This is a genomic window from Dyella terrae (assembly GCF_022394535.1).
Taxonomy (GTDB): domain Bacteria; phylum Pseudomonadota; class Gammaproteobacteria; order Xanthomonadales; family Rhodanobacteraceae; genus Dyella.
The window spans coordinates 1,232,689-1,252,006 of record NZ_CP089414.1; the positions used below are offsets into that span (position 1 = coordinate 1,232,689).

General features: G+C 63.4%; 19 protein-coding genes. 6 read left to right on the plus strand and 13 right to left on the minus strand.

Annotation, left to right across the window (positions count from 1 at the left end):
• Positions 1-67 precede the first annotated feature (67 nt).
• A complete protein-coding gene (locus DYST_RS05090) occupies positions 68-1,561 on the plus strand; it encodes an APC family permease (RefSeq protein WP_239950510.1) in 1,494 nt (497 codons plus the stop codon).
• A 74-nt stretch (positions 1,562-1,635) separates the two neighbouring features.
• On the plus strand, positions 1,636-3,087 hold the full coding sequence (locus tag DYST_RS05095) for an amino acid permease (RefSeq protein ID WP_239950511.1): 1,452 nt from the start codon (positions 1,636-1,638) through the stop codon (positions 3,085-3,087).
• 460 nt (positions 3,088-3,547) lie between these two features.
• Here DYST_RS05095 and DYST_RS05100 read toward each other — a convergent pair whose 3' ends face one another.
• Positions 3,548-3,880, minus strand: coding sequence for a high-potential iron-sulfur protein (locus DYST_RS05100; RefSeq protein ID WP_102304416.1), 333 nt, complete (start codon positions 3,878-3,880; stop codon positions 3,548-3,550).
• Positions 3,881-4,043: 163 nt separating this feature from the next.
• On the opposite strand from DYST_RS05100, the gene DYST_RS05105 reads away from it, so the two are divergent.
• The 4 genes from DYST_RS05105 (at position 4,044) to DYST_RS05120 (ending at position 7,097) form a co-directional block, all read left to right on the plus strand.
• Positions 4,044-4,691 (plus strand): methylthioribulose 1-phosphate dehydratase, encoded by a 648-nt coding sequence (locus DYST_RS05105; protein WP_239950512.1) that lies wholly within the window; start codon positions 4,044-4,046, stop codon positions 4,689-4,691.
• The gene (locus DYST_RS05110; RefSeq protein ID WP_239950513.1) at positions 4,688-5,254 is read left to right on the plus strand and encodes a 1,2-dihydroxy-3-keto-5-methylthiopentene dioxygenase; all 567 of its coding nucleotides are present in this window, start codon (positions 4,688-4,690) and stop codon (positions 5,252-5,254) included. The genes DYST_RS05105 and DYST_RS05110 overlap by 4 nt, the downstream gene beginning before the upstream one ends.
• Positions 5,255-5,364: 110 nt before the next feature.
• Entirely contained in the window at positions 5,365-6,051 is a 687-nt protein-coding gene (mtnC, locus tag DYST_RS05115) for an acireductone synthase (protein WP_239950514.1), read from the plus strand.
• A 17-nt stretch (positions 6,052-6,068) separates the two neighbouring features.
• Positions 6,069-7,097 carry a C13 family peptidase gene (locus tag DYST_RS05120; RefSeq protein ID WP_239950515.1) on the plus strand — a complete coding sequence of 343 codons (1,029 nt, stop codon included), beginning with the start codon at positions 6,069-6,071 and terminating at the stop codon, positions 7,095-7,097.
• A 15-nt stretch (positions 7,098-7,112) separates the two neighbouring features.
• Here DYST_RS05120 and DYST_RS05125 read toward each other — a convergent pair whose 3' ends face one another.
• From DYST_RS05125 to hisD, 12 genes are all read right to left on the minus strand, one after another.
• A complete protein-coding gene (locus tag DYST_RS05125) occupies positions 7,113-8,228 on the minus strand; it encodes a sulfate/molybdate ABC transporter ATP-binding protein (protein WP_239950517.1) in 1,116 nt (371 codons plus the stop codon).
• A gap of 12 nt (positions 8,229-8,240) precedes the next feature.
• Complete coding sequence (gene cysW, locus DYST_RS05130; protein ID WP_102304422.1) at positions 8,241-9,104, minus strand: sulfate ABC transporter permease subunit CysW; 864 nt, start codon at positions 9,102-9,104, stop codon at positions 8,241-8,243.
• Positions 9,101-9,925, minus strand: a complete 825-nt coding sequence (gene cysT / locus DYST_RS05135) for a sulfate ABC transporter permease subunit CysT (RefSeq protein ID WP_102304423.1) — start codon at positions 9,923-9,925, stop codon at positions 9,101-9,103. Before cysT ends, cysW begins: the two co-directional genes overlap by 4 nt.
• Positions 9,926-9,929: 4 nt before the next feature.
• A complete protein-coding gene (locus DYST_RS05140; RefSeq protein ID WP_239950518.1) occupies positions 9,930-10,931 on the minus strand; it encodes a sulfate ABC transporter substrate-binding protein in 1,002 nt (333 codons plus the stop codon).
• A gap of 155 nt (positions 10,932-11,086) precedes the next feature.
• Positions 11,087-12,484, minus strand: coding sequence for an FAD/NAD(P)-binding protein (locus DYST_RS05145; protein WP_239950520.1), 1,398 nt, complete (start codon positions 12,482-12,484; stop codon positions 11,087-11,089).
• Between the two features lie 537 nt (positions 12,485-13,021).
• Positions 13,022-13,654, minus strand: a complete 633-nt coding sequence (hisIE, locus tag DYST_RS05150; RefSeq protein WP_239950521.1) for a bifunctional phosphoribosyl-AMP cyclohydrolase/phosphoribosyl-ATP diphosphatase HisIE — start codon at positions 13,652-13,654, stop codon at positions 13,022-13,024.
• A gap of 103 nt (positions 13,655-13,757) precedes the next feature.
• Entirely contained in the window at positions 13,758-14,528 is a 771-nt protein-coding gene (gene hisF / locus DYST_RS05155; RefSeq protein ID WP_239950523.1) for an imidazole glycerol phosphate synthase subunit HisF, read from the minus strand.
• Complete coding sequence (gene hisA / locus DYST_RS05160) at positions 14,522-15,250, minus strand: 1-(5-phosphoribosyl)-5-[(5-phosphoribosylamino)methylideneamino]imidazole-4-carboxamide isomerase (protein ID WP_239950525.1); 729 nt, start codon at positions 15,248-15,250, stop codon at positions 14,522-14,524. Before hisA ends, hisF begins: the two co-directional genes overlap by 7 nt.
• Positions 15,247-15,837: an imidazole glycerol phosphate synthase subunit HisH gene (gene hisH / locus DYST_RS05165; protein WP_239950527.1), complete on the minus strand. Its 591-nt coding sequence runs from the start codon at positions 15,835-15,837 to the stop codon at positions 15,247-15,249. The genes hisA and hisH overlap by 4 nt, the downstream gene beginning before the upstream one ends.
• Positions 15,837-16,901, minus strand: coding sequence for a bifunctional histidinol-phosphatase/imidazoleglycerol-phosphate dehydratase HisB (hisB, locus tag DYST_RS05170; protein ID WP_239950528.1), 1,065 nt, complete (start codon positions 16,899-16,901; stop codon positions 15,837-15,839). The genes hisH and hisB overlap by 1 nt, the downstream gene beginning before the upstream one ends.
• Positions 16,898-18,004: a histidinol-phosphate transaminase gene (gene hisC / locus DYST_RS05175; protein WP_239950530.1), complete on the minus strand. Its 1,107-nt coding sequence runs from the start codon at positions 18,002-18,004 to the stop codon at positions 16,898-16,900. Before hisC ends, hisB begins: the two co-directional genes overlap by 4 nt.
• Positions 18,001-19,308: a histidinol dehydrogenase gene (gene hisD / locus DYST_RS05180; RefSeq protein WP_239950532.1), complete on the minus strand. Its 1,308-nt coding sequence runs from the start codon at positions 19,306-19,308 to the stop codon at positions 18,001-18,003. Before hisD ends, hisC begins: the two co-directional genes overlap by 4 nt.
• Positions 19,309-19,318 lie beyond the last annotated feature (10 nt).

Here is a 19,318-nt window from a genome sequence, read left to right on the forward strand (position 1 = left end):
TGGACCGTGGCGAAAGTCACGGTGGCAAGTTCATAAGAAACGACAGATCCGGCGGTAGGGGAGAAACATGCTGAAAAACCTGTTCGCGACGCACCCGATTCAGGCGTCGCCACACGTCGATGCAGGCGAATTGCCGCACGACAGCCTGGAAGGCGAAGCCAGCCTCAAGCGCGTACTTACCGCCCGCCATCTGGTGACGCTCGGCGTCGGCGCGGTCATCGGCGCCGGCATCTTCGTCATCACCGGACAGGCCGCCGCCGAACACGCCGGCCCCGCCTTGATCATCAGCTTCATCGTCGCCGGCATTGCTTGCGCTTTCGCGGGCCTGTGCTACGCGGAATTCGCGGCGATGATTCCCGTTTCCGGCAGCGCGTACGCCTATTCCTACGCAACCCTGGGCGAAATCGTCGCCTGGTTCATCGGCTGGAACCTCGTCCTCGAATATTTGTTCGCCGTGGCAACGGTGGCGGCCGGCTGGTCCGGCTATTTCAACGAGTGTCTTTCCATCCTCGGCCACTGGACTGGACTATCGCTGGCGCTGCCCGACTATCTGTCGACCGCGCCGCTCAAGTTCACCGACACGCACCAGATCGTCACCACCGGCGCACTGATCAACCTGCCGGCGGTACTCATCGTCAGCGGCCTGACCTGGCTCTGCTACGTGGGCATCACACAGTCGACCTTCGTCAACTCGCTGATCGTGACCATCAAAGTGGTGGTCATCGCGCTGTTCCTGATCTTCGCGTTCCGCTTCATCAATCCGGCCAACTGGCATCCGTTCATTCCGCCGGAAGAAGGCCCGGGCCGTTTCGGCACCAGCGGCATCTTCCGCGCCGCCGTACTGGTGTTCTTCTCCTACGTAGGCTTCGACGCCGTGTCGACGGCGGCAGGTGAAGCGAAGAATCCGCAGCGCGACATGCCCATCGGCATCCTCGGCTCGCTGGCTATCTGCACCGTTCTGTATATCGCGATGGCACTGACCCTCACCGGCATTGCTCCGTACTACAAGCTGGGCACACCGGAGCCGGTCGCTACCGCGCTGAGCCTCTACCCGCAGCTGAACTGGCTGAAGGCCATCGTGTCGTTCGGCGCGCTTGCCGGCCTGTCGTCAGTGATCCTGGTGATGCTGCTGGGCACCTCGCGTATCTTCTTCAGCATGGCGAAGGACGGCTTGCTGCCGAAGGGTATGTCACGCGTGCACGCCAAGCACCGCACGCCGCACGTGGCCACCATCATTGGTGGCGTTGCGGCGCTGGTGATTGCCGGCCTGTTCCCGGTGAGCATCCTTGGTGAATTGGTATCGATGGGCACACTGCTGGCGTTCACCACGGTGTGCATCGGCGTGCTGATCCTGCGCTATACCCGCCCTGAACTGCCGCGTTCGTTCCGCGTGCCTGGCATCTGGTTTGTGAGCGTGGCCGGGTCGGTGATCTGCCTTTACTTGTTCTGGCAGTCGTTCCGCGCCAATTGGCCGCTGATGCTCGGCTGGACTACCATCGGCATGCTCATCTATGCCATCTATGGGTATTCCCATAGCAAGCTCCGCAAGCAAAACTCCTGATCCGACACGAAGGGCCGGCCCAGCGCCGGCCCTCTCGTTTTGACCCCGCGCCTCCCGCAGCACCAGGCCGACGCATGCTCAAACAGTTATTCGCTCGCAAAACCGACTTCTCCGACGCCGACGACGCTTCTCACGGCCCTACCCTTCGCCGCACGCTAGGCCCCTGGGGCATCACTGCGCTGGGCATCGGCGCGGTCATCGGCACCGGCATTTTCGTGGTGACCGGCCAGGCCGCTGCGGAACACGCCGGCCCGGCCGTGCTGATCTCCTTCATGCTGGCAGCGATCTGCAGTGCCTTCACCGCGCTGTGCTACGCCGAGTTCGCCACGCTGATCCCAATCTCAGGCAGCTCGTACTCATACGCCTACGCGACGTTAGGCGAACTGGTGGCCTGGTTCATCGGCTGGAACATGGTGCTTGAGTACGGCATCTCCGCCTCCGCGGTGGCGGCGAGTTGGACCGGCTATTTCACCAGCCTGCTCGACAGCATGGGTGTCCATCTGCCGGTGTCGCTGACGGAAGCCCCACTAGCCTTCACTGATGGTCATCTGGTGGCTACGGGTCACCTGATGAACCTTCCTGCAGTGGCGATCGTGCTGGCGCTGACCGCGCTGTGCTACGTGGGCATCAAGGAGTCGTCCGGGCTCAACGTCCTCATGGTGGCGCTCAAGGTGGGCCTGATCATCATCGTGGTGGTCGCCGGCTATCGCTATATCAACCCGGCCAACTGGCACCCGTTCATTCCGGCCAACGAAGCACCTGGCAAGTACGGCTGGTCGGGCATCATGCGCGGCGCCGCCATGGTGTTCTTCGCCTACATAGGTTTCGAGGCGACATCCACTGCGGCGCAGGAATGCAAGAACCCCCAGCGCGACCTGCCATTCGGAACGCTGGTCTCGCTGGTGATCTGCACGGTGCTCTACCTCGCGATGGCCGCCGTGCTCACGGGCCTGCTCTCCTACACCCAGCTCGGCACGGCAGAGCCTGTCGTGACGGCGGTGAAGAACTACCCGCAACTCGGCTGGTTGCGACTGGTGGTTGAGATCGGTGCGCTCATCGGCCTGTCGTCCGTGATCCTGGTCATGATCATCGCGCAGCCGCGCATCTTCATGATCATGTCCCGCGATGGTCTGCTGCCGAAGGTGTTCAACCGCATCCATCCCAAGTACCGCACGCCACATATCAACACCGTCATTACGGGTATCGGCATCGCTGTCCTGGCGGCGGTGTTTCCGCTGGATCTGCTCGCCGACCTGACGTCAATGGGCACGCTGATCGCCTTCGTGGCGGTCTGTGCAGGCGTGCTGATCCTGCGCTATACGTCGCCCCACCTGCACCGCGGCTTCCGCGTGCCCTGGGCCTGGTTTATCTGCCCCGCGGGCGTGATCAGCTGCCTGTCCCTGCTCTATTTCATGAGCTGGTTCAACTGGCTCCTGATGATCATCTGGACGGTGCTGGGCATGGCCATCTACTTCGGCTACGGAATGCGCCACAGCCGGCTCCACCGGCAGGCCAAACAGGGTTAAGCGGGCTTTGGCGGCGATTTGCCGCCAACGTCGCCGAAAATGTCGCCAGGGGGTACATCACCTCCTGGGTACGAATGATTGGTCCCCGGCAAGGATTCGTGAGGCCCAGTCTTTAATAAACTTACAACTCGTTGATTTTAATCATTTTAACGAGACTTTTTCGAGAAAATTTTGAGGCCCCCGGGCCCCAAAATGCCCTGCCAGGAGTATTATCTGTGCTCCGTGGGTTGATCACTTGGCAGTGGGCCCCGGATTGCCGCCCGGCGCGTCAGGCGGGTCAGCTCCTCGGCCTGACGCGTCTGGGCAGCACCTTCTCTCACCGAGTTCTTCGGTTCGAGTTTTCCTTTGCGAATACAACATGCGCATCACGCAAAACGTGATCGTGTGTGTGACGAGCACGTCATAAAAAAAGAAAGGCCGGCGTGGTGGCCGGCCTTCTGTGTCGCGTCGAACGCAGTGATCAGGCTTTCTTCGGCGCGTGCGATACGCACCAGCCCTTCGAGCTCACTGCCTTGCCTGGGAACAACTGGCACGGACCGTAACCCGTCGGACCACCGGAGTAGAACTGGCAGTTGGCGCAAGAGTCGCCCGCCTTGTGCTTTGCGTCGGCCGTCTTGCTGGCGTCTTCGACGTAACCGAGTGCTTTGGCGGTCGGATCCGAATCAGCCAGGTGCGGCAGATCGGCAGCGCGCGCGACGCGCGGCAAGGTCCCGATCATGGCAGCTGCGACAGCCGTCCCGGCTGCGGCCTTGAGAAACCGGCGGCGCGATTCGATATCTTTCTCTTGCGACATGGATCCAACCTCCGTCGTAAAGCATTCATGTTCGCCACGCCCGTGACAAACCTTCGCCGATCCTACTCGTCCCGTCGATAAGTCGTGAGAATGGATCGCATTTTCGGCGCATCGAGGAAAACGGGCGTGGTATAGTGCCACCCCGTTTGGACGTCCATACATTATGAGCCAGGTTCTCCCAGACACCATTTCGCCCGCGTTGTTCGCCGAGCGTTCCGACGCCATCGCCGACGCTGCGCGCGAACTCGCTGCCGCCGGCTGGACGCCCGCCACCAGTAGCAATTTCTCGATGCGCATCGATGGCGACCACGCCGCGATCACCATCTCGGGCCGCGACAAGGGCAAGCTCGGTCGCGACGACATCATGCTGATCGACATGCACAGCAAGGCTGTCGGCACCAGCGCTCGTCCCAGCGCTGAGACCGAACTGCACACGCAGATCTACCGTCGCTTCCCTGAGATCAACGTGGTGCTGCACACGCATTCGCGTACCCAGAGCGTGGCCTCGCGCCTGTTCGCTCCCGATGGCGTGGTGAAGCTGGAAGGGTGGGAGTTGCAGAAGGCCATCGCCGGGCAGACCACACACGACGCCGAACTGGCAATCCCGGTGTTCCCGAACACGCAGCACATGCCGGAGCTGGTTGCGCAGGTGGATGCGTGGCTGGACAGCGGTCGTCCCTTGCATGCCTATCTCATCAACGGCCACGGTATCTACACCTGGGGCCGCGACATGGCCGAGACGCGCCGTCATCTGGAAGCGCTCGAATTCCTACTCGGTTGCGAACTTGATCTCCGGAGGTTGTCGGCATGAGCCGTCTGCGCATTTTCAATGACACCCAGCCCCATGCCCCGCTATCGGTCCACACCGAGCACAGCGACATCGCCAGCGAGCTGGCCAAAGTCGGCGTGCGCTTCGAGCAATGGGAAGCCAACCAGCCGATCGCACCGGGCGCCAGCCAGGACGAAGTGATCGCGGCTTACCGCGGCGACATCGACCGCCTGATGTCCGAAGAGGGCTACCAGGCCGTCGACGTGATCAGCCTCAAGCCGGACCATCCGGATCGGGCCACGCTGCGCCAGAAGTTCCTCAGCGAGCACACGCACAGCGAAGACGAAGTGCGCTTCTTCGTTGCCGGTGCCGGCCAGTTCACCCTCCACCTCAACGGCAAGGTCTACGACGTGCTGTGCGAGCAAGGCGACCTGATCGGCGTGCCGGACGGTACCCGCCACTGGTTCGACATGAGCGAAGCCCCCTACTTCGTGGCGATCCGCCTGTTCACCAACAAGGATGGCTGGGTGGCGCAATTCACCGGCGAGGATATCGCCACACAGTTCCCCCGCATGACGCCGCACACCTCCGCGCAGGCCGCCTGAGCCTTGCACCGGCCCGGCCGGGTGACCCGGATCATGAACCGGCATACCGCCCCTCGCTCCAGGGGTGGGGGCCGGGTAAGCTTGTCGCTCCCCCTATCAAGCCTTCCCGCATGACTGTCATCCGCGCCATCGTCACCGATATCGAAGGCACCACCAGCTCGATCAGCTTCGTCAAGGACGTACTGTTCCCGTACGCCTACAAGCGCCTGCCTGCCTTCATCGAAACGCATGGCGACACGCCGGAAGTGCAGCACTGGCTGCACGAGGCGGCCAAAGAGGCGGGCATCGTCGAAGCACCGCGCCAGGAAGTGATCGAACTGCTGCTGCGCTGGATCAAGGAAGACCGCAAGTCCACCGCGCTGAAAGCACTGCAGGGCATGATCTGGCAAGAAGGCTATGCCGGTGGCGAGTACCAGGCACACCTCTACCCCGAAGTGTCGGCCAAGCTGCATGAGTGGCGCGCCGACGGCCTGCACCTGTACGTCTATTCGTCGGGCTCAGTACCTGCGCAGAAGCTGTTCTTCCGCTATAGCGAAGCGGGCGACCTGACCCCGATGTTCTCTGGTTACTTCGATACCGAGACTGGGCCCAAGCGCGAACAGCGTTCCTACGAGCTGATCGCCGACGCCATCGGCGAATTGCCCGAGCACCTCCTGTTCCTGTCCGACATCGTGGAGGAACTCGACGCCGCGCGTGCCGCCGGATTCCGCACCGGCTGGCTGCTGCGCGAGCCGCTGGAGATACCGGACGCACCGCGTCACCCGGCCTACCGCACGTTCGACGACATCGTCCTCTGACCTTTCGGGTTGCCGCCATGCGTACTGCCCTGACCGCACTGCTCGCCTTTGCAGCCGGCGTATTGCTCATGGTGGGCCTGTCTCATCACGCACCTCCTGCTCCGGCGGCCGGCGCGCTGGAGCAGGCAGCGCAAAGCACGACCGCACCCGCACCCGCCAGCACGGCGGAAACGGACGACGACAACTCCCCCTCGGACAATTGGCCCCAACAGGCACCGTCACCCGAACAAGTCATGTACGCCCAGCGCAACATGGTGCACAAGGCGCTGGCCGAGCTGGGCCCGCGCACGCCGGGTCGACCCAATCTCTATGTCGTGGCCTTCGGCGGCGATGGTGGTGAGGATGTCTTCCGCAACGAGGCCGAGTACGCAGCGAAGATGTTTCCAGAGCGCTTCGGCCACGACACACACGTAGTCGTGCTGGAGAACAATCCTGGCTCGCTGGAGCGACACCCCCTCGCCAGTTGGAGCAATCTGGAGGAAACCCTCGACGGCATCGCGAGCCTGATGAAGCCGGACGAGGACATCCTGCTGCTCTATCTCACCACGCATGGTGGTGAGGACCACACGCTGCTGGTGGATATGGATCCACTCCCGCTGGACCAGATCGGCACGGACGATCTGTCCGGCATCCTGTCCAAGCGCCCCTTCAAGTGGAAGGTCGTGGTGGTCAATGCCTGCTACTCCGGCGGCTTCGTGCCATCGCTTCAGGGCCCTGGCACGCTGGTCATCACGGCGGCACGCGCTGATCGCAGCTCGTTCGGTTGCGGTAGCGATTCGGACATCACTTATTTCGGGCACGCGTGGTTGGTCGATGGGCTCAACCACACCACCGATTTCATGGAAGCCTACCGCCAGGCCTCTTCCGAAATCGCCAAATGGGAAACCAAGGACAAGCTGACACCGTCGGAGCCGCAGATGAGCGTGGGCACCGGTATTGCCGAACAGCTCGCCTTGTGGCGCAAGCACATCACGCCGGGGCCGGTCGTCGCCTTCAAGCCGGCTGTCCCCGCAACGATACTGGGCCGCCCCGGCGAAGCTCGCTGAGCCGCCCAGCTGCGTTCATGCGGGCACAGGGCTGCGTGCGTACCAGATCCAGCGCTCCTCGCTGAGCGGCTCGCCCCTCCCATCCAGTGGAAACAGCACCACGTTGCGCGGCGCCACGCGTAGATCCATGCCCGGCTGCAGCCCGAACCGCGAAAGATCTTCGCTAGCCACGTCCGCTTCGAGCGCAAGGTCGAGCGAGGCGACGTGGAGATCCAGATGGGCGACACCGCCAGCTAAATAGATATGCCTTAGATGCGCCTGCCACGCCGGCGACGACGACGGCGTTGCCAGCCGCAGTTGCTCCGGTCGTACATAAGCCACGGCTTCGGTGAAGCGCCCTTGCCATGGATCACCCTCCGCCATCCATCCACCAGCAGCAAACCCGCCAGCGTGCCGGCGTACCGAAAAGCGGTTCACCTTGCCGATGAACTCGCAGACGAAGGGCGTAGCAGGCTGCTGGTAGATGACCTCGGGTGGCGCCACCTGCTCGATGCGTCCCTTATTCATCACGGCAACGCGGTCGGCCAGTTCCAGGGCTTCTTCCTGGTCATGCGTGACGAAGATGCTGGTAAGCCCGAGCTCTTCGTGCAGCTCGCGCAGCCAGCGTCGCAAGGCCACGCGCACCTGCGCGTCGAGCGCACCGAATGGCTCGTCCAGCAGCAGCATGTCCGGCTCCACCGCAAGCGCACGAGCCAGCGCCACGCGTTGTCGCTGACCACCGGAAAGCTGAGTGGGGTAACGCGTACCCAGGCCATCCAGTTGCACGCGACGCAACAGCCGGTCCACACGCGCACGGATCTCGACACGCGACGGCCGTGTACGCCAGGGCCGCACACGCAAACCGAAGGCGATGTTCTCGATCACCGTGAGGTGGCGAAACAAAGCGTAGTGCTGGAACACCATGCCGATGCGGCGCTCGCGCGCTGGCGTGGCGAGGAAGTCATCGCCGTTCCTGAGCACGCTGCCACTGTCGGGGTAATCGAGGCCGGCCAGGATTCGCAGCAACGTCGTCTTGCCCGAGCCCGAAGGCCCGAGCAAGGCGAGGAATTCGCCCGGCGCAATGTCCAGGCTGACGTCATCCAACGCCTGGAAACCCGCGAAACGGCGATGGAGTCGGGACAATTCAAGCACCGCGTGGCCCTCTTAATGCCCGCCGGGAGCGTGCGCGGCGATCTCATCACCGTAGCGCCATTCCAGCAGGGTTTTCACCGCCAGCGTCACCAGCGCCAGCAAGGCCAGCAACGAGGCGACCGCGAAGGCACCGACGTATTCGTACTCGTTGTAACGCATTTCCACTTCCAACGGCATCGTAGTGGTCAGCCCACGTATGTGACCCGACACGACCGAAACCGCGCCGAACTCGCCCATGGCGCGGGCATTGCACAGCAGAACGCCGTACAGCAGCGCCCAGCGGATGTTGGGCAGCGTGACGCGGAAGAACATCTGCCAGCCGCTGGCGCCAAGTACACGGGCCGCCTCTTCTTCTTCGCTACCTTGCGACTGCATCAGTGGAATGAGTTCGCGCGCAACGAATGGCAACGTGACAAACATGGTCGCTAATACCAGCGCCGGCACGGCGAAGATGATCTTGATGCCATGACTGTCCAGCCACGGTCCGAACCAACCCTGCGCACCGAACAGCAACACATAGACCAAGCCAGAAACCACCGGCGACACGGAAAACGGCAGGTCGATGAAGGCCCCGAGCAACGCCTTGCCGCGAAATTCGAAGCGCGTCATGGCCCAGGCAGCGGCAACACCGAACACCACATTCATCGGCACGGCAATCGCCGCAACCAGCAGCGTCAGCTGGATCGCGGACAACGCCTCGGGCTCCTTGATGGCGTCAAGGTAAGGCACGACGCCCTGCCGAAATGCCTCGACAAAAACTGTCGCCAACGGCAAGAGCAGGAACAGCGTGAGAAATAACAACGCCAGCACGATGAGTACGAAGTGCACCACGCGGCGGGGCCACGCTACCGGACGCGAAGGTTTCCGGGCATTCATGCCGCCCGCTCCGCCCAACGCCGGCTCCAGCGTTGCAACAGCGACACCAGCACCAACAAGCCGAACGACAGCAACAGCATGGCCACACCCAGCGCCGCGGCGCCCGCCACATCGAACTGCTCAAGCTTCTGCACGATCAGCAAGGGCGCAATTTCCGAACGCATCGGAATATTGCCGGCGATGAAGATCACCGAACCGTATTCGCCCACGGCGCGCGCCAGCGCCAATGCAAAACCTGTCAACAGAGTCGGCGCCAGCATGGGCAGGATCACGCGAAAAAAAGTTTGCCAGCGCTGCGCGCCCAGGCTTTCCGCGGCCTCCTCCACATCGCGCTCCAGCGCGGAGAGTACAGGCTGCAAGGTACGCACGACGAACGGAAAGCCGACGAACACCATGGCGACAAATACGCCGAGCGGCGTATAGGCCACCTTGATGCCCAACGGTTCCAGCCATCGCCCCAGCCAACCGTTGGAGGCATAAAGCGTGGTCAGCGCAATGCCGGCCACCGCCGTTGGCAGAGCGAAAGGAAGATCCACCAGGGCATCGAACAGGCGTCGCCCGGGGAAGCGATAGCGCACCAGCACCCAGCCCACCAGCAGGCCGATCACGACATTGATGAGCGCCGCCACGACGGCGCCGCCCACACTCAATCGCAGCGCAGCCAGCGTGCGCGGTGCCGACAGCAACCGCACCAATCCCTCGAACCCGATGCCGGACGCCTTCCACGCCAACGCTGCCAGCGGCAGCAGCACGATCAACCCGAGATAAGCCACCGCGTAGCCGAGGCTGAGACCAAATCCCGGAAGCACGCGCCTTCGCATGACGTTAGCTTCCCGGCCCCAGCTGATCAAAGATCGCACCATCGCTGAAGAACTTGGCCTGCACCTGGCGCCAGTCACCGAACAACTCACCTAAGGTGAACGTATGCGTGGTTGGGAACTGGCTGGCATAACGCGCCGCCACCTCCGGCGAGCGCGGGCGATAGAAGTTCTTGGCGGCGATGTCCTGCCCCTGCGGGGAGTACAGGAACTCCACGTAAGCCTGCGCGACCGCGCGCGTGCCGTGCTTGTCCACGTTGCTGTCCACCACGGCCACCGGCGGTTCGGCCACGATGGTGACTGACGGCACCACGATCTCGAAGGTGTCACCGCCCAACTGCCGCTTCGCAAGCAACGCTTCGTTCTCCCACGCAATCAGCACGTCGCCGACACCACGCTGCACGAACGTGTTGGTGGCGCCGCGTGCGCCGGTGTCCAGGACGGGCACGTGCTTGTACAGCTCCTTCACATAAACCTTGGCGGTGGCGTCGCTGCCACCCGGTTGCTTCAGTGCATAGCCCCAGGCCGCGAGGAAGTTCCAGCGCGCACCGCCGGAGGATTTCGGATTCGGTGTTACTACCTGGATGCCCGGTCGCACGAGGTCGGCCCAGTCCTTGATGCCCTTGGGATTACCCTTGCGCACGAGGAACACGATGGTCGAGGTGTAAGGCGTGGCATTGTCCGGCAACTTCTTCTGCCAGTCCTTCGCCAGCAGGCCGCGATCGGCAATCGCGTCGATGTCGTAGGCCAGCGCGAGCGTCACCACGTCAGCGGGAAGCCCGTCGACCACGGAGCGCGCCTGCTTGCCCGAACCACCATGCGACATCCGGATGTTGACGGTGTCGCCGTGCTGCGCCTTCCATTGCGCCGCAAACGCCGTGTTGACCTGTCGATACAGTTCGCGCGTCGGATCGTAGGAGACGTTGAGCAGCGCTACGTCCCCGGCGAAGGCGGCAGCCGACAGCAGTACGCTGGCGGCGGCGAGCAGTACGAGGAAGAACTTCTTCATGGCGCCTCCTGCGGAACAATGGAGCCGCAGACTAACGTCGGCGGGCAAAGCTTCGAAATCGCAATATGGCATATCGTCATGTCGCGACCTTGCGCAACATCAGCACCGAAGCGTCTGATTTGCGCATGAAGGCGTACCGACGCCGTGCATCTATCTCAAGGCAACTCGTTCGCACTTTCGCGGGGAAACGTACTTGCCTGCGACAGCTGTACCGCCAAGCGATGCGCCGCCACGCGAATTTCCGGCATGGCCGTACACTCCCACAGGTTGCCGCGAACCAGCGAGCCGATGGCGTACAAACCGGGCAGCGGGCGTCCATCGGCATCGGTCAATTGTCCGTCGGGCTGAGCAAGCACACCCAGTTGCAGGGCATCTGCCGCCGCCAAACCATCGCGCAGCAACTGCGAAAGCAAGTCGTGCGCACCATAAGCCACGGCCGTGTCCAGCCCTGTCGCCTGGATGACCAGATCTGCTTCCAGCGCGCTCACCAATTGCGTGGAGCGCTCGCGCAGCGTCACCTGCAGCGGTGCCGTGCCGTCCACATCCAACACGCGTGCGGCGAGCACCTGCAGACGACCTTCCTCCTGCAACTGATAGATCGCCTCGCCCGTCGCCGGCGCCATCCGATGCCGCGCGGCTTCCCATATCCAGCGCACATGGCGGAGAAACTGCCGGCGACGCGCGTGCGAGAGTTCCTGCCACAGCTGCGCATTGATCGGCCGCATACCGTCGATGATGCTGCGCCATTCAGGGCCTTCGGCGTCGCTCAAGGCTTCACGTACTTGACGGAACATTCGAGCGGGGCCGTCGCTGGCCAGCAGCGCGCGATTGAGCGCGTCCTGTCGCGCATACGGCGCCAGTGGCAAGGCAGAGTGGGTGAAGGGCAACAACCCGTGGCGCGACACCGCAACCAGTTCCGCATGCGGCCATCTGAGCGCAGCTGACAGCACCGTATCCACCGCCGTCAGGCCCGTGCCGATCACCATCACCCGGCGTGGTGCCTGGGTATGTCGATCCAGCCGCCACGGATCGAGTTCATAGGCCCCGCTAGCCAGCGCCGTGGTGGACACCGTGCGCAACGGACGCTGCGCCAATGCGCCCACCGCCAACACCACCTTGCCCACTTCCAGCCAACGATCGGCACCGACGCGCACGGCATAACCGCCCGGCCCGCGAGAGACAACTTCGCGGGCACTCTCCGGATGAATGCGGAAGCTGCGTCCCGCACGACGCGCCGCATCGATGCGCGCGCCCACCTGGGCTTGGATGAAATCACCAAAGATGCGTCGCGGCAGAAAATCTGTGCCTTTCACCTGACCCAGTTGGCGCGAAGCGTGCTGGATAAAATCCTCACCGTGCTCCTGAAAAACCCCCATCGCCGAAGCACGTACATTCAAAAGATGTTGATCCTCACCGGTGCCGTAAGCCACGCCCCGTCCCGGCGCGTGCTGTCCCACGATCCAGTGCACCGTGCCGCCGTCGAACCGCGCGAGCAGTTCGCCGAATGCTGCGGCACCCGCCGCCCCACCACCGATCACTGCGACATCTGCCATAACGCCGTCCTCAAAAGGGGGACACGAACCCCACGCGATCTGCTCTCGGCAGGTCACTACGAGTTGCGTCCCCTGGAAAGAAATCTCGGGTGAAGGCTGCCTTCACATCGCATGGCAGCCGGGTGACTCAACCTTGCTCAACGGCTCATGAAACGATCTGGCATGGTGTATCCCCGGCCTATCAGCGTGCCCGGGAAAAAGAGCCTGTTCAATGTCTCCACGTGGCCCGCGTTGTCCACCCAAAGCGCCCAGCGAGCGGGCCGTAGCGCCGCGCCTGACTGGTGGTCAGGTCAAGCTGCGGACTGCTCGCTGGGCGCTTTGGTGGACAACCCTTCGGGCCGGGTCTATTTGCCCACAGGTCTGCGTCATCACTCAGTCGTGTACGGACGTACACTCCTTCGTTCTTCCTTGTCCTGCGGGCAAACAGCTTCCGGCGCGGGCCACGTGGAGACATTGAACAGGCTCTAAGAAACCACAGCATCCGTTAAGGCTGCGCTAGTCATACGTGGACTTGTAGCGCACCTCATTCCCGAGAGGTTATGACGCGACGCGAACCGCATGACGTTGCGACAGCACGCCCGCGACGTCGGACAGACCCAGCCCGCGCGCCCGCAAGGCCACGGCAAGGTGATAGACAAGGTCGGCAGCCTCCCCGAGCAGGGCATCGTCGTCCTGCGCCACAGCCGCCAGCGCTGTCTCGACGCCCTCCTCGCCCACCTTCTGCGCCATGCGGCGAATGCCACCCTCGAAAAGCTTGGTGGTGTAACTGCCCGCCGGCCGCTCTGCGTGTCGCTGTGCAATCAACGCATCCAGTTCAGCCAGGAATCCGAGCGGTGGTTGTACCTCGTCGCCGAAGCAACTGCTGGTACCGTTGTGGCAGGTAGGGCCATGCGGTTCGGCGAGCACCAGCAAGGTGTCGGCATCGCAATCCATGCGCACGGACTTGAGCGCCAGCACATGGCCAGAGGTTTCTCCCTTGGTCCACAAGCGCTGCTTGCTGCGGCTGAAAAAGGTCACGTGGCCGCTCTTTTGCGTGGCGACCAGCGCCTCTACATTCATGTAGCCCAGCATCAACACCTCGCCCGTCAACCAGTGCTGGACGATGGCAGGCAGCAGGCCGTCGCCTTTAGCCCAGTCGAGTCGGGAGGGATCAAGGGTGGATGCGTTCATGGCGAATCTCTTCTGAAAACGGGCTGATCGGCGACCGGTGGACATGCCTCGGCCACGTTAACTCGCCCCTCTCGGCTGTCCGGGGCAACAAGTCGTTGTTCGGTTACAACCTTACGTCCACGCCCCAGTCGGCCAGCGCCTGCTTGAGCGTGGGAATGGTGATCGCGCCGGAATGGAACACGCTCGCCGCGAGCGCGCCGTCAACGTCCGCCTCAACAAACGCATCACGAAAATGTTCCGGTGCGCCGGCGCCTCCCGAGGCGATCAGCGGCACGTTGCACAGGCTACGCACCACCATGAGCTGTTCCAGGTCGTAGCCCTGCCGCACGCCATCGCTGCCCATGCAATTGAGCACGATCTCGCCCGCGCCGCGTTGCTGCGCCTCTACGATCCAATCCAGCGTACGGCGCGGCAGTGCCTGTGTGCGTGAAGGATCGCCGGTGTACTGGCGCACGCGCCATTCGCCATCGGCATCGCGCAGACTGTCGACGCCCACCACCACGCACTGCACGCCAAATGCAGCAGCCAGTTCGTCGATAAGTCCGGGACGCTCCAGCGCCGGCGAGTTCACCGAGATCTTGTCGGCACCGGCATGCAGCACTGCCCTCGCCTCATCCACGCTGCGGATGCCGCCCGCGACACAAAACGGGATATCGATCACGCTGGCCACGCGTTCTACCCAGCCGCGGTCGACGCTGCGCCCTTCCGGGCTGGCCGTGATGTCGTAGAACACCAGTTCGTCGGCGCCTTCGTCGCGGTAGCGCAGCGCGAGATCAACGATCTCACCCATCACCACGTGATCGCGAAAACGCACGCCCTTCACGACTTTGCCGTCACGCACGTCCAGGCAGGGAATCAAGCGACGGCTCAGCATGACAATGCGTCCTTCAGGCTGAAGCGGCCTTCAAGCAGGGCTCGGCCAAGGATCACCCCTCGCGCCCCGGCCTCGCGCGCCGCGCGAATATCGTCCAGCGAGCGCACGCCGCCGGAAGCCTGCACCGCCATGGTCGGCACCGTCGCGGCGAGATACCGGTAGAGATCCAGATTGAAACCGGCCAGCATGCCGTCGCGATCAATGTCGGTGCATAGCAAGTGTGTAGCCCCATGCGCCGCGTACCAGGGAGCGAGATCATCCAGCGTGCGCGATTCCGTTTCCGTCCAGCCAGCGCTGGGCAACGTCCACGCGCCATCGCGATACAACGTGTCCAGTGCAAGCGTGAACCTATCGGCACCACGCGAGGCCAGCCATCCTTCCACCGTCTCCGGCTCACGGATGGCCAGACTGCCAAGCACCACGCGAGACACACCGGCACCGAGCAGGCGCTGCACGTCGGCCTCGGAACGCACGCCACCGCCGGCCTGTATGCGCATACCGTCGCGGGCAATCGCTTCGATCACCGCAAGGTTTTCAAGGCTGCCTCCGCGCGCACCGTCCAAGTCGACCAGATGCAGCCAATCGGCGCCCGCCGCTGCATAGTCGCGGGCCAGCGCACGCGGATCGAAATCGTATGTCGTCTGCTGCGCATAGTCGCCCTGCTTCAGGCGAACGACGCGACCAGCACGCAGATCAATGGCGGGAATGACGGTGAAACTCATAGCTCGAGGAAGTTCTTCAGCAGGCGAGCGCCGACCTGGGCCGAACGCTCGGGGTGGAACTGCATACCGTGGAAGTTGCTGCGCGCGATCACCGAAGCGAACTCACCGCCATACTCCGTGGTGGCCAGGGAGTAGTCCCCCGTAGAGACCGCGTAGCTGTGCACGAAGTACGCCCAATCGCCATCGGTCACTCCTTGCAGCAAGCCATGCTCACGGCGGCGCTGCAGGCGGTTCCAGCCCATGTGCGGCACGCGCAGGCCCGGCTGCTCAATAAAACGCGTCACGGTTGCCGGAATCACACCAAGACAAGCGGTATCGCCCTCCTCCGAGCGCTCGCACAGGAGCTGCATGCCCAGACAAACCCCGAGCACGGGTTGCGTCAGCGAACGCATCAACTCCACCAGACCCAACTCGCGCAGGCGAGCCATACCAGGACCGGCTGCGCCCACGCCGGGCAGAATCACTTTGTCTGCCGAGCGGATGGATACGGGATCCGAAGTGAGCGCGGCATCCACACCCAGCCGCTGCAATGCATAGCGCACCGAGCCGATATTGGTACCGCCGGCATCCACCAGCACCACGCTCATCAAAGTGCTCCCTTGGTACTCGGCAGTTCGCTACCTTCGCGACGTATCGCTTGGCGCAACGCGCGGGCCACCACCTTAAAGCAGGCTTCCACCATGTGGTGCGCGTTCTCACCGCGTACGCTCAAATGCAGGTTGGCACCCAGCGTCTCGCAAAGTGAACGGAAAAAATGCGGGACCAGTTCGGTGGGAATGTCACCGACGCGTTCACGCGGAAACTGTCCATCGAAGACAAAGTAGGGTCGACCGGAAAGATCCAGTGCCGCGCTCGCCTGCGATTCGTCCATGGGCAGCACGAAGCCATACCGGCCAATGCCACGCTTGTCGCCCAGCGCCTGTCGCAACGCCTGGCCCAAGGCCAGCGCGCAATCCTCGATGGTGTGGTGCTCGTCGATATGAGTGTCGCCATCGCAACGCAGTGCCAGCGCGAAACCGCCGTGCTTGCCGATCTGCTCCAGCATGTGGTCGAAAAAGCCCAGCCCGGTGTGCACCTGCGGCTCCACCGTCTTGTCGAGGTTCACGCTCACCGTGATGCGCGTTTCCCGCGTATTGCGCTCCACCGTGGCCATGCGCGGAGCATCGAGCAACTGGTGCGCAACCTCCTCCCACGCCAGCCCGTGCGAGCCGACCCGAAAGCCACGCACACCCATATTGGCGGCGAACTGCAGATCCGTTTCACGATCACCCACCATGGCCGACGCCGCGCGACTCCAGCCATCGTCGGCAAGGTAGTGGCGCATCATGCCGATGCCCGGCTTACGGGTGTCCTTACGCTCGTGCAGAAAACTGCGATCGATCAACACATCGCGCACGGCGATGCCCTGCGAAGCCAGGATGCGCATCAGCAGCTCGTGCGGCCCGACGAAATCGGCTTCCGGAAAGCTGTTCGTGCCCAAGCCATCCTGATTGGTGACCATGACCAACTCGTAGCCTGCAGCGATGAAGCGTTGCAGCGCTGCGATCACGCCCGGCAGTAGCGCGAACTTCTCGTAGCTGTCGATCTGGAAGTCTTCTGGCTCTTCGATCAGGCAGCCATCGCGGTCGATAAAAAGAATCTTGCGACTCATGTGAATGATCCCGTCACCGTTCCGTTGGCCTGTTCGCGGGCAGTCCATGCCTGATTGTTCAGAACGTCGAGCACGCGGTCGTTCTCCTCCGGCTTGCCGATCGTGATGCGTAGTGCGTCTTCAAGTTGCGGGTAGCGCTGTATGTCGCGCACCACAATGCCGGCATCAAGCAAGCACCGATATACCGCACCTGCTTCGTCGAATCGCACCGCGAGGAAATTGGCCTGCGAAGGCAACACCTGCCGCACACCCGGTGTACCAGCAAGCGCAAGCGCCATGCGTTCGCGCTGCTCCAGCACGATGGCGATGTGAGATCTGGCTGCGACCTGCCCGGCTTCGGACAATGCCTCCAACGCCAAGGCCACGCATGGGCTCGGCAAGGGATACGGCGCCATGATGCGACGGAGCAAGGCAATCACGTCCTCATTCGCCAACAGCATACCCACGCGCGCACCCGCGAGCGCCCAGGCCTTCGAAAGCGTGCGTAGCACGGCGAGGTTGTCATATCGGTCCAGCAGCGATGCCGCGCTCGGAGCATCGGAAAACTCGATATATGCCTCATCGACCACGACCAGCGCACGGCCACGCAGTTCGCGCGCAAGACGCTCCACGTCGCTCAATGGCACCAGCTGCCCGGTCGGGTTGTTGGGCGTGCATACGAACACCAGCTTGACCGCGGGCGTCATGGTGGCCAGCACCGTATCCGCATCCAGCCTGAAGTCCGCATCGAGGGACACAGTGACGACGCCGGCGTTTTGGATACGTGCACTCACCGCGTACATGCCGAAGGTCGGCGGCTGGATGGCGATGGCGTCCTGTCCGGCGCGACAGAACGCGCGCACCAACAGATCAATCGCCTCATCACTACCCCGCCCTACCAGCACCTGCGAGGCGCGCACTCCGTATAGCCGCGCAAGCGCATCGACCAGCGCCGCGGGCTGCGGATCTGGGTAACGGTTGCACGACAGGTCATGATCACCCAGTGGCGCCCATGCAGACTCGTTGGCATTGAGCAAGACGCGTCCCCCACTGGCCTCCATGCGCGCGGACGAGTACGGCTGGAGCGCGCGGATTTCTTCACGCGCAAGATCGAGCACGCTCATGCTGCGTCCTCCAGCGCCGCCAACCGCAGCGTTACTGCACGCCGGTGGGCTTCCAACTGCTCTGCGGCCGCCAGGGTCGCCGTACAGGGGCCGATGGCGCGCAAGCCTTCCGGCGACAATTCCTGCACGGTGATCTGCTTCTGGAAGCTGGCCACGGAGACGCCGCTGTAGCTGCGTGCATAGCCGTAGGTCGGCAACACATGATTGCTGCCACTGCAGTAGTCGCCGACGGATTCAGGGGTCCACGGGCCGAGGAACACCGAGCCCGCGCTTTCAATAGAGCCAAGCAGCGAACGCGGTTCGTTGACCTGCACGATCAAGTGTTCCGGCGCGTAGCGGTTGCTGACCTCCACCGCCTGCGCGAGCGACGACACCGCAATGAGGCGGCTCTGCGACAGGGCTTGCTCCGCGATGCCTGCCCGGGGCAAGACAGCGCACTGGCTCGCCACTTCCACCTCGACCGCATCCAACATCGCGAGCGAGGGGCTGAGCAGGATCACCTGCGAATCGGGGCCGTGCTCTGCCTGTGAGAGCAAGTCCGCCGCGACAAACGCCGGGTTGGCGCTGTCGTCTGCGATCACCAGCACTTCGGACGGGCCAGCCGGCATATCGATGGCGGCGCCCTCAGGGTCGGCTGATACCTGCAACTTGGCCTCGGTGACCCAGGCATTGCCGGGGCCGAACAGCTTGTCGCACTTGGGCACGGATTCCGTCCCATACGCCATGGCCGCAATGGCCTGCGCGCCGCCGAGCTTAAAGACGCGGTGTACGCCGGTGACGCGTGCGGCGTACAAGACAGCGTCATCGCAGCGACCATCCGGCCGCACCGGCGAGCACAGCACCACCTCCGCACAACCCGCAATACGCGCGGGCACGCCCAGCATCAACGCGGTGGAGGGTAATGGCGCGCTGCCAGCGGGTACGTACAGGCCCACCCTCTGTATGGGGCGCAGCATGCGCTCGACGCGTACACCACGGGCAGTATCTAGCGCCACTGGTTGCGGTGCAGCCGCACGATGGAAGGCATCGATGCGCGATGCCGCCTCGTCGATGGCGGCTTTCAACTCAGGAGCAAGCCGGGCTTCCGCCTCGTTCCACTCCCGCTGCGATACCTCGATGGCATGCAGCGCACAGCGATCAAGCTTCGCGGTAAGTTCGCGCAAGGCCACGTCACCGTCAGCGCGCACGCGGGCGATGATCTGCTCCACGCCGGCACGTAGGCTTTCAGCGCGCGACTGCACCGGGCGTGACAGCGCCGCGCACTGCCCTCGCGTATCTAAGGTATTCCAGTCCAGGCGATTCATAGGTTTCGCT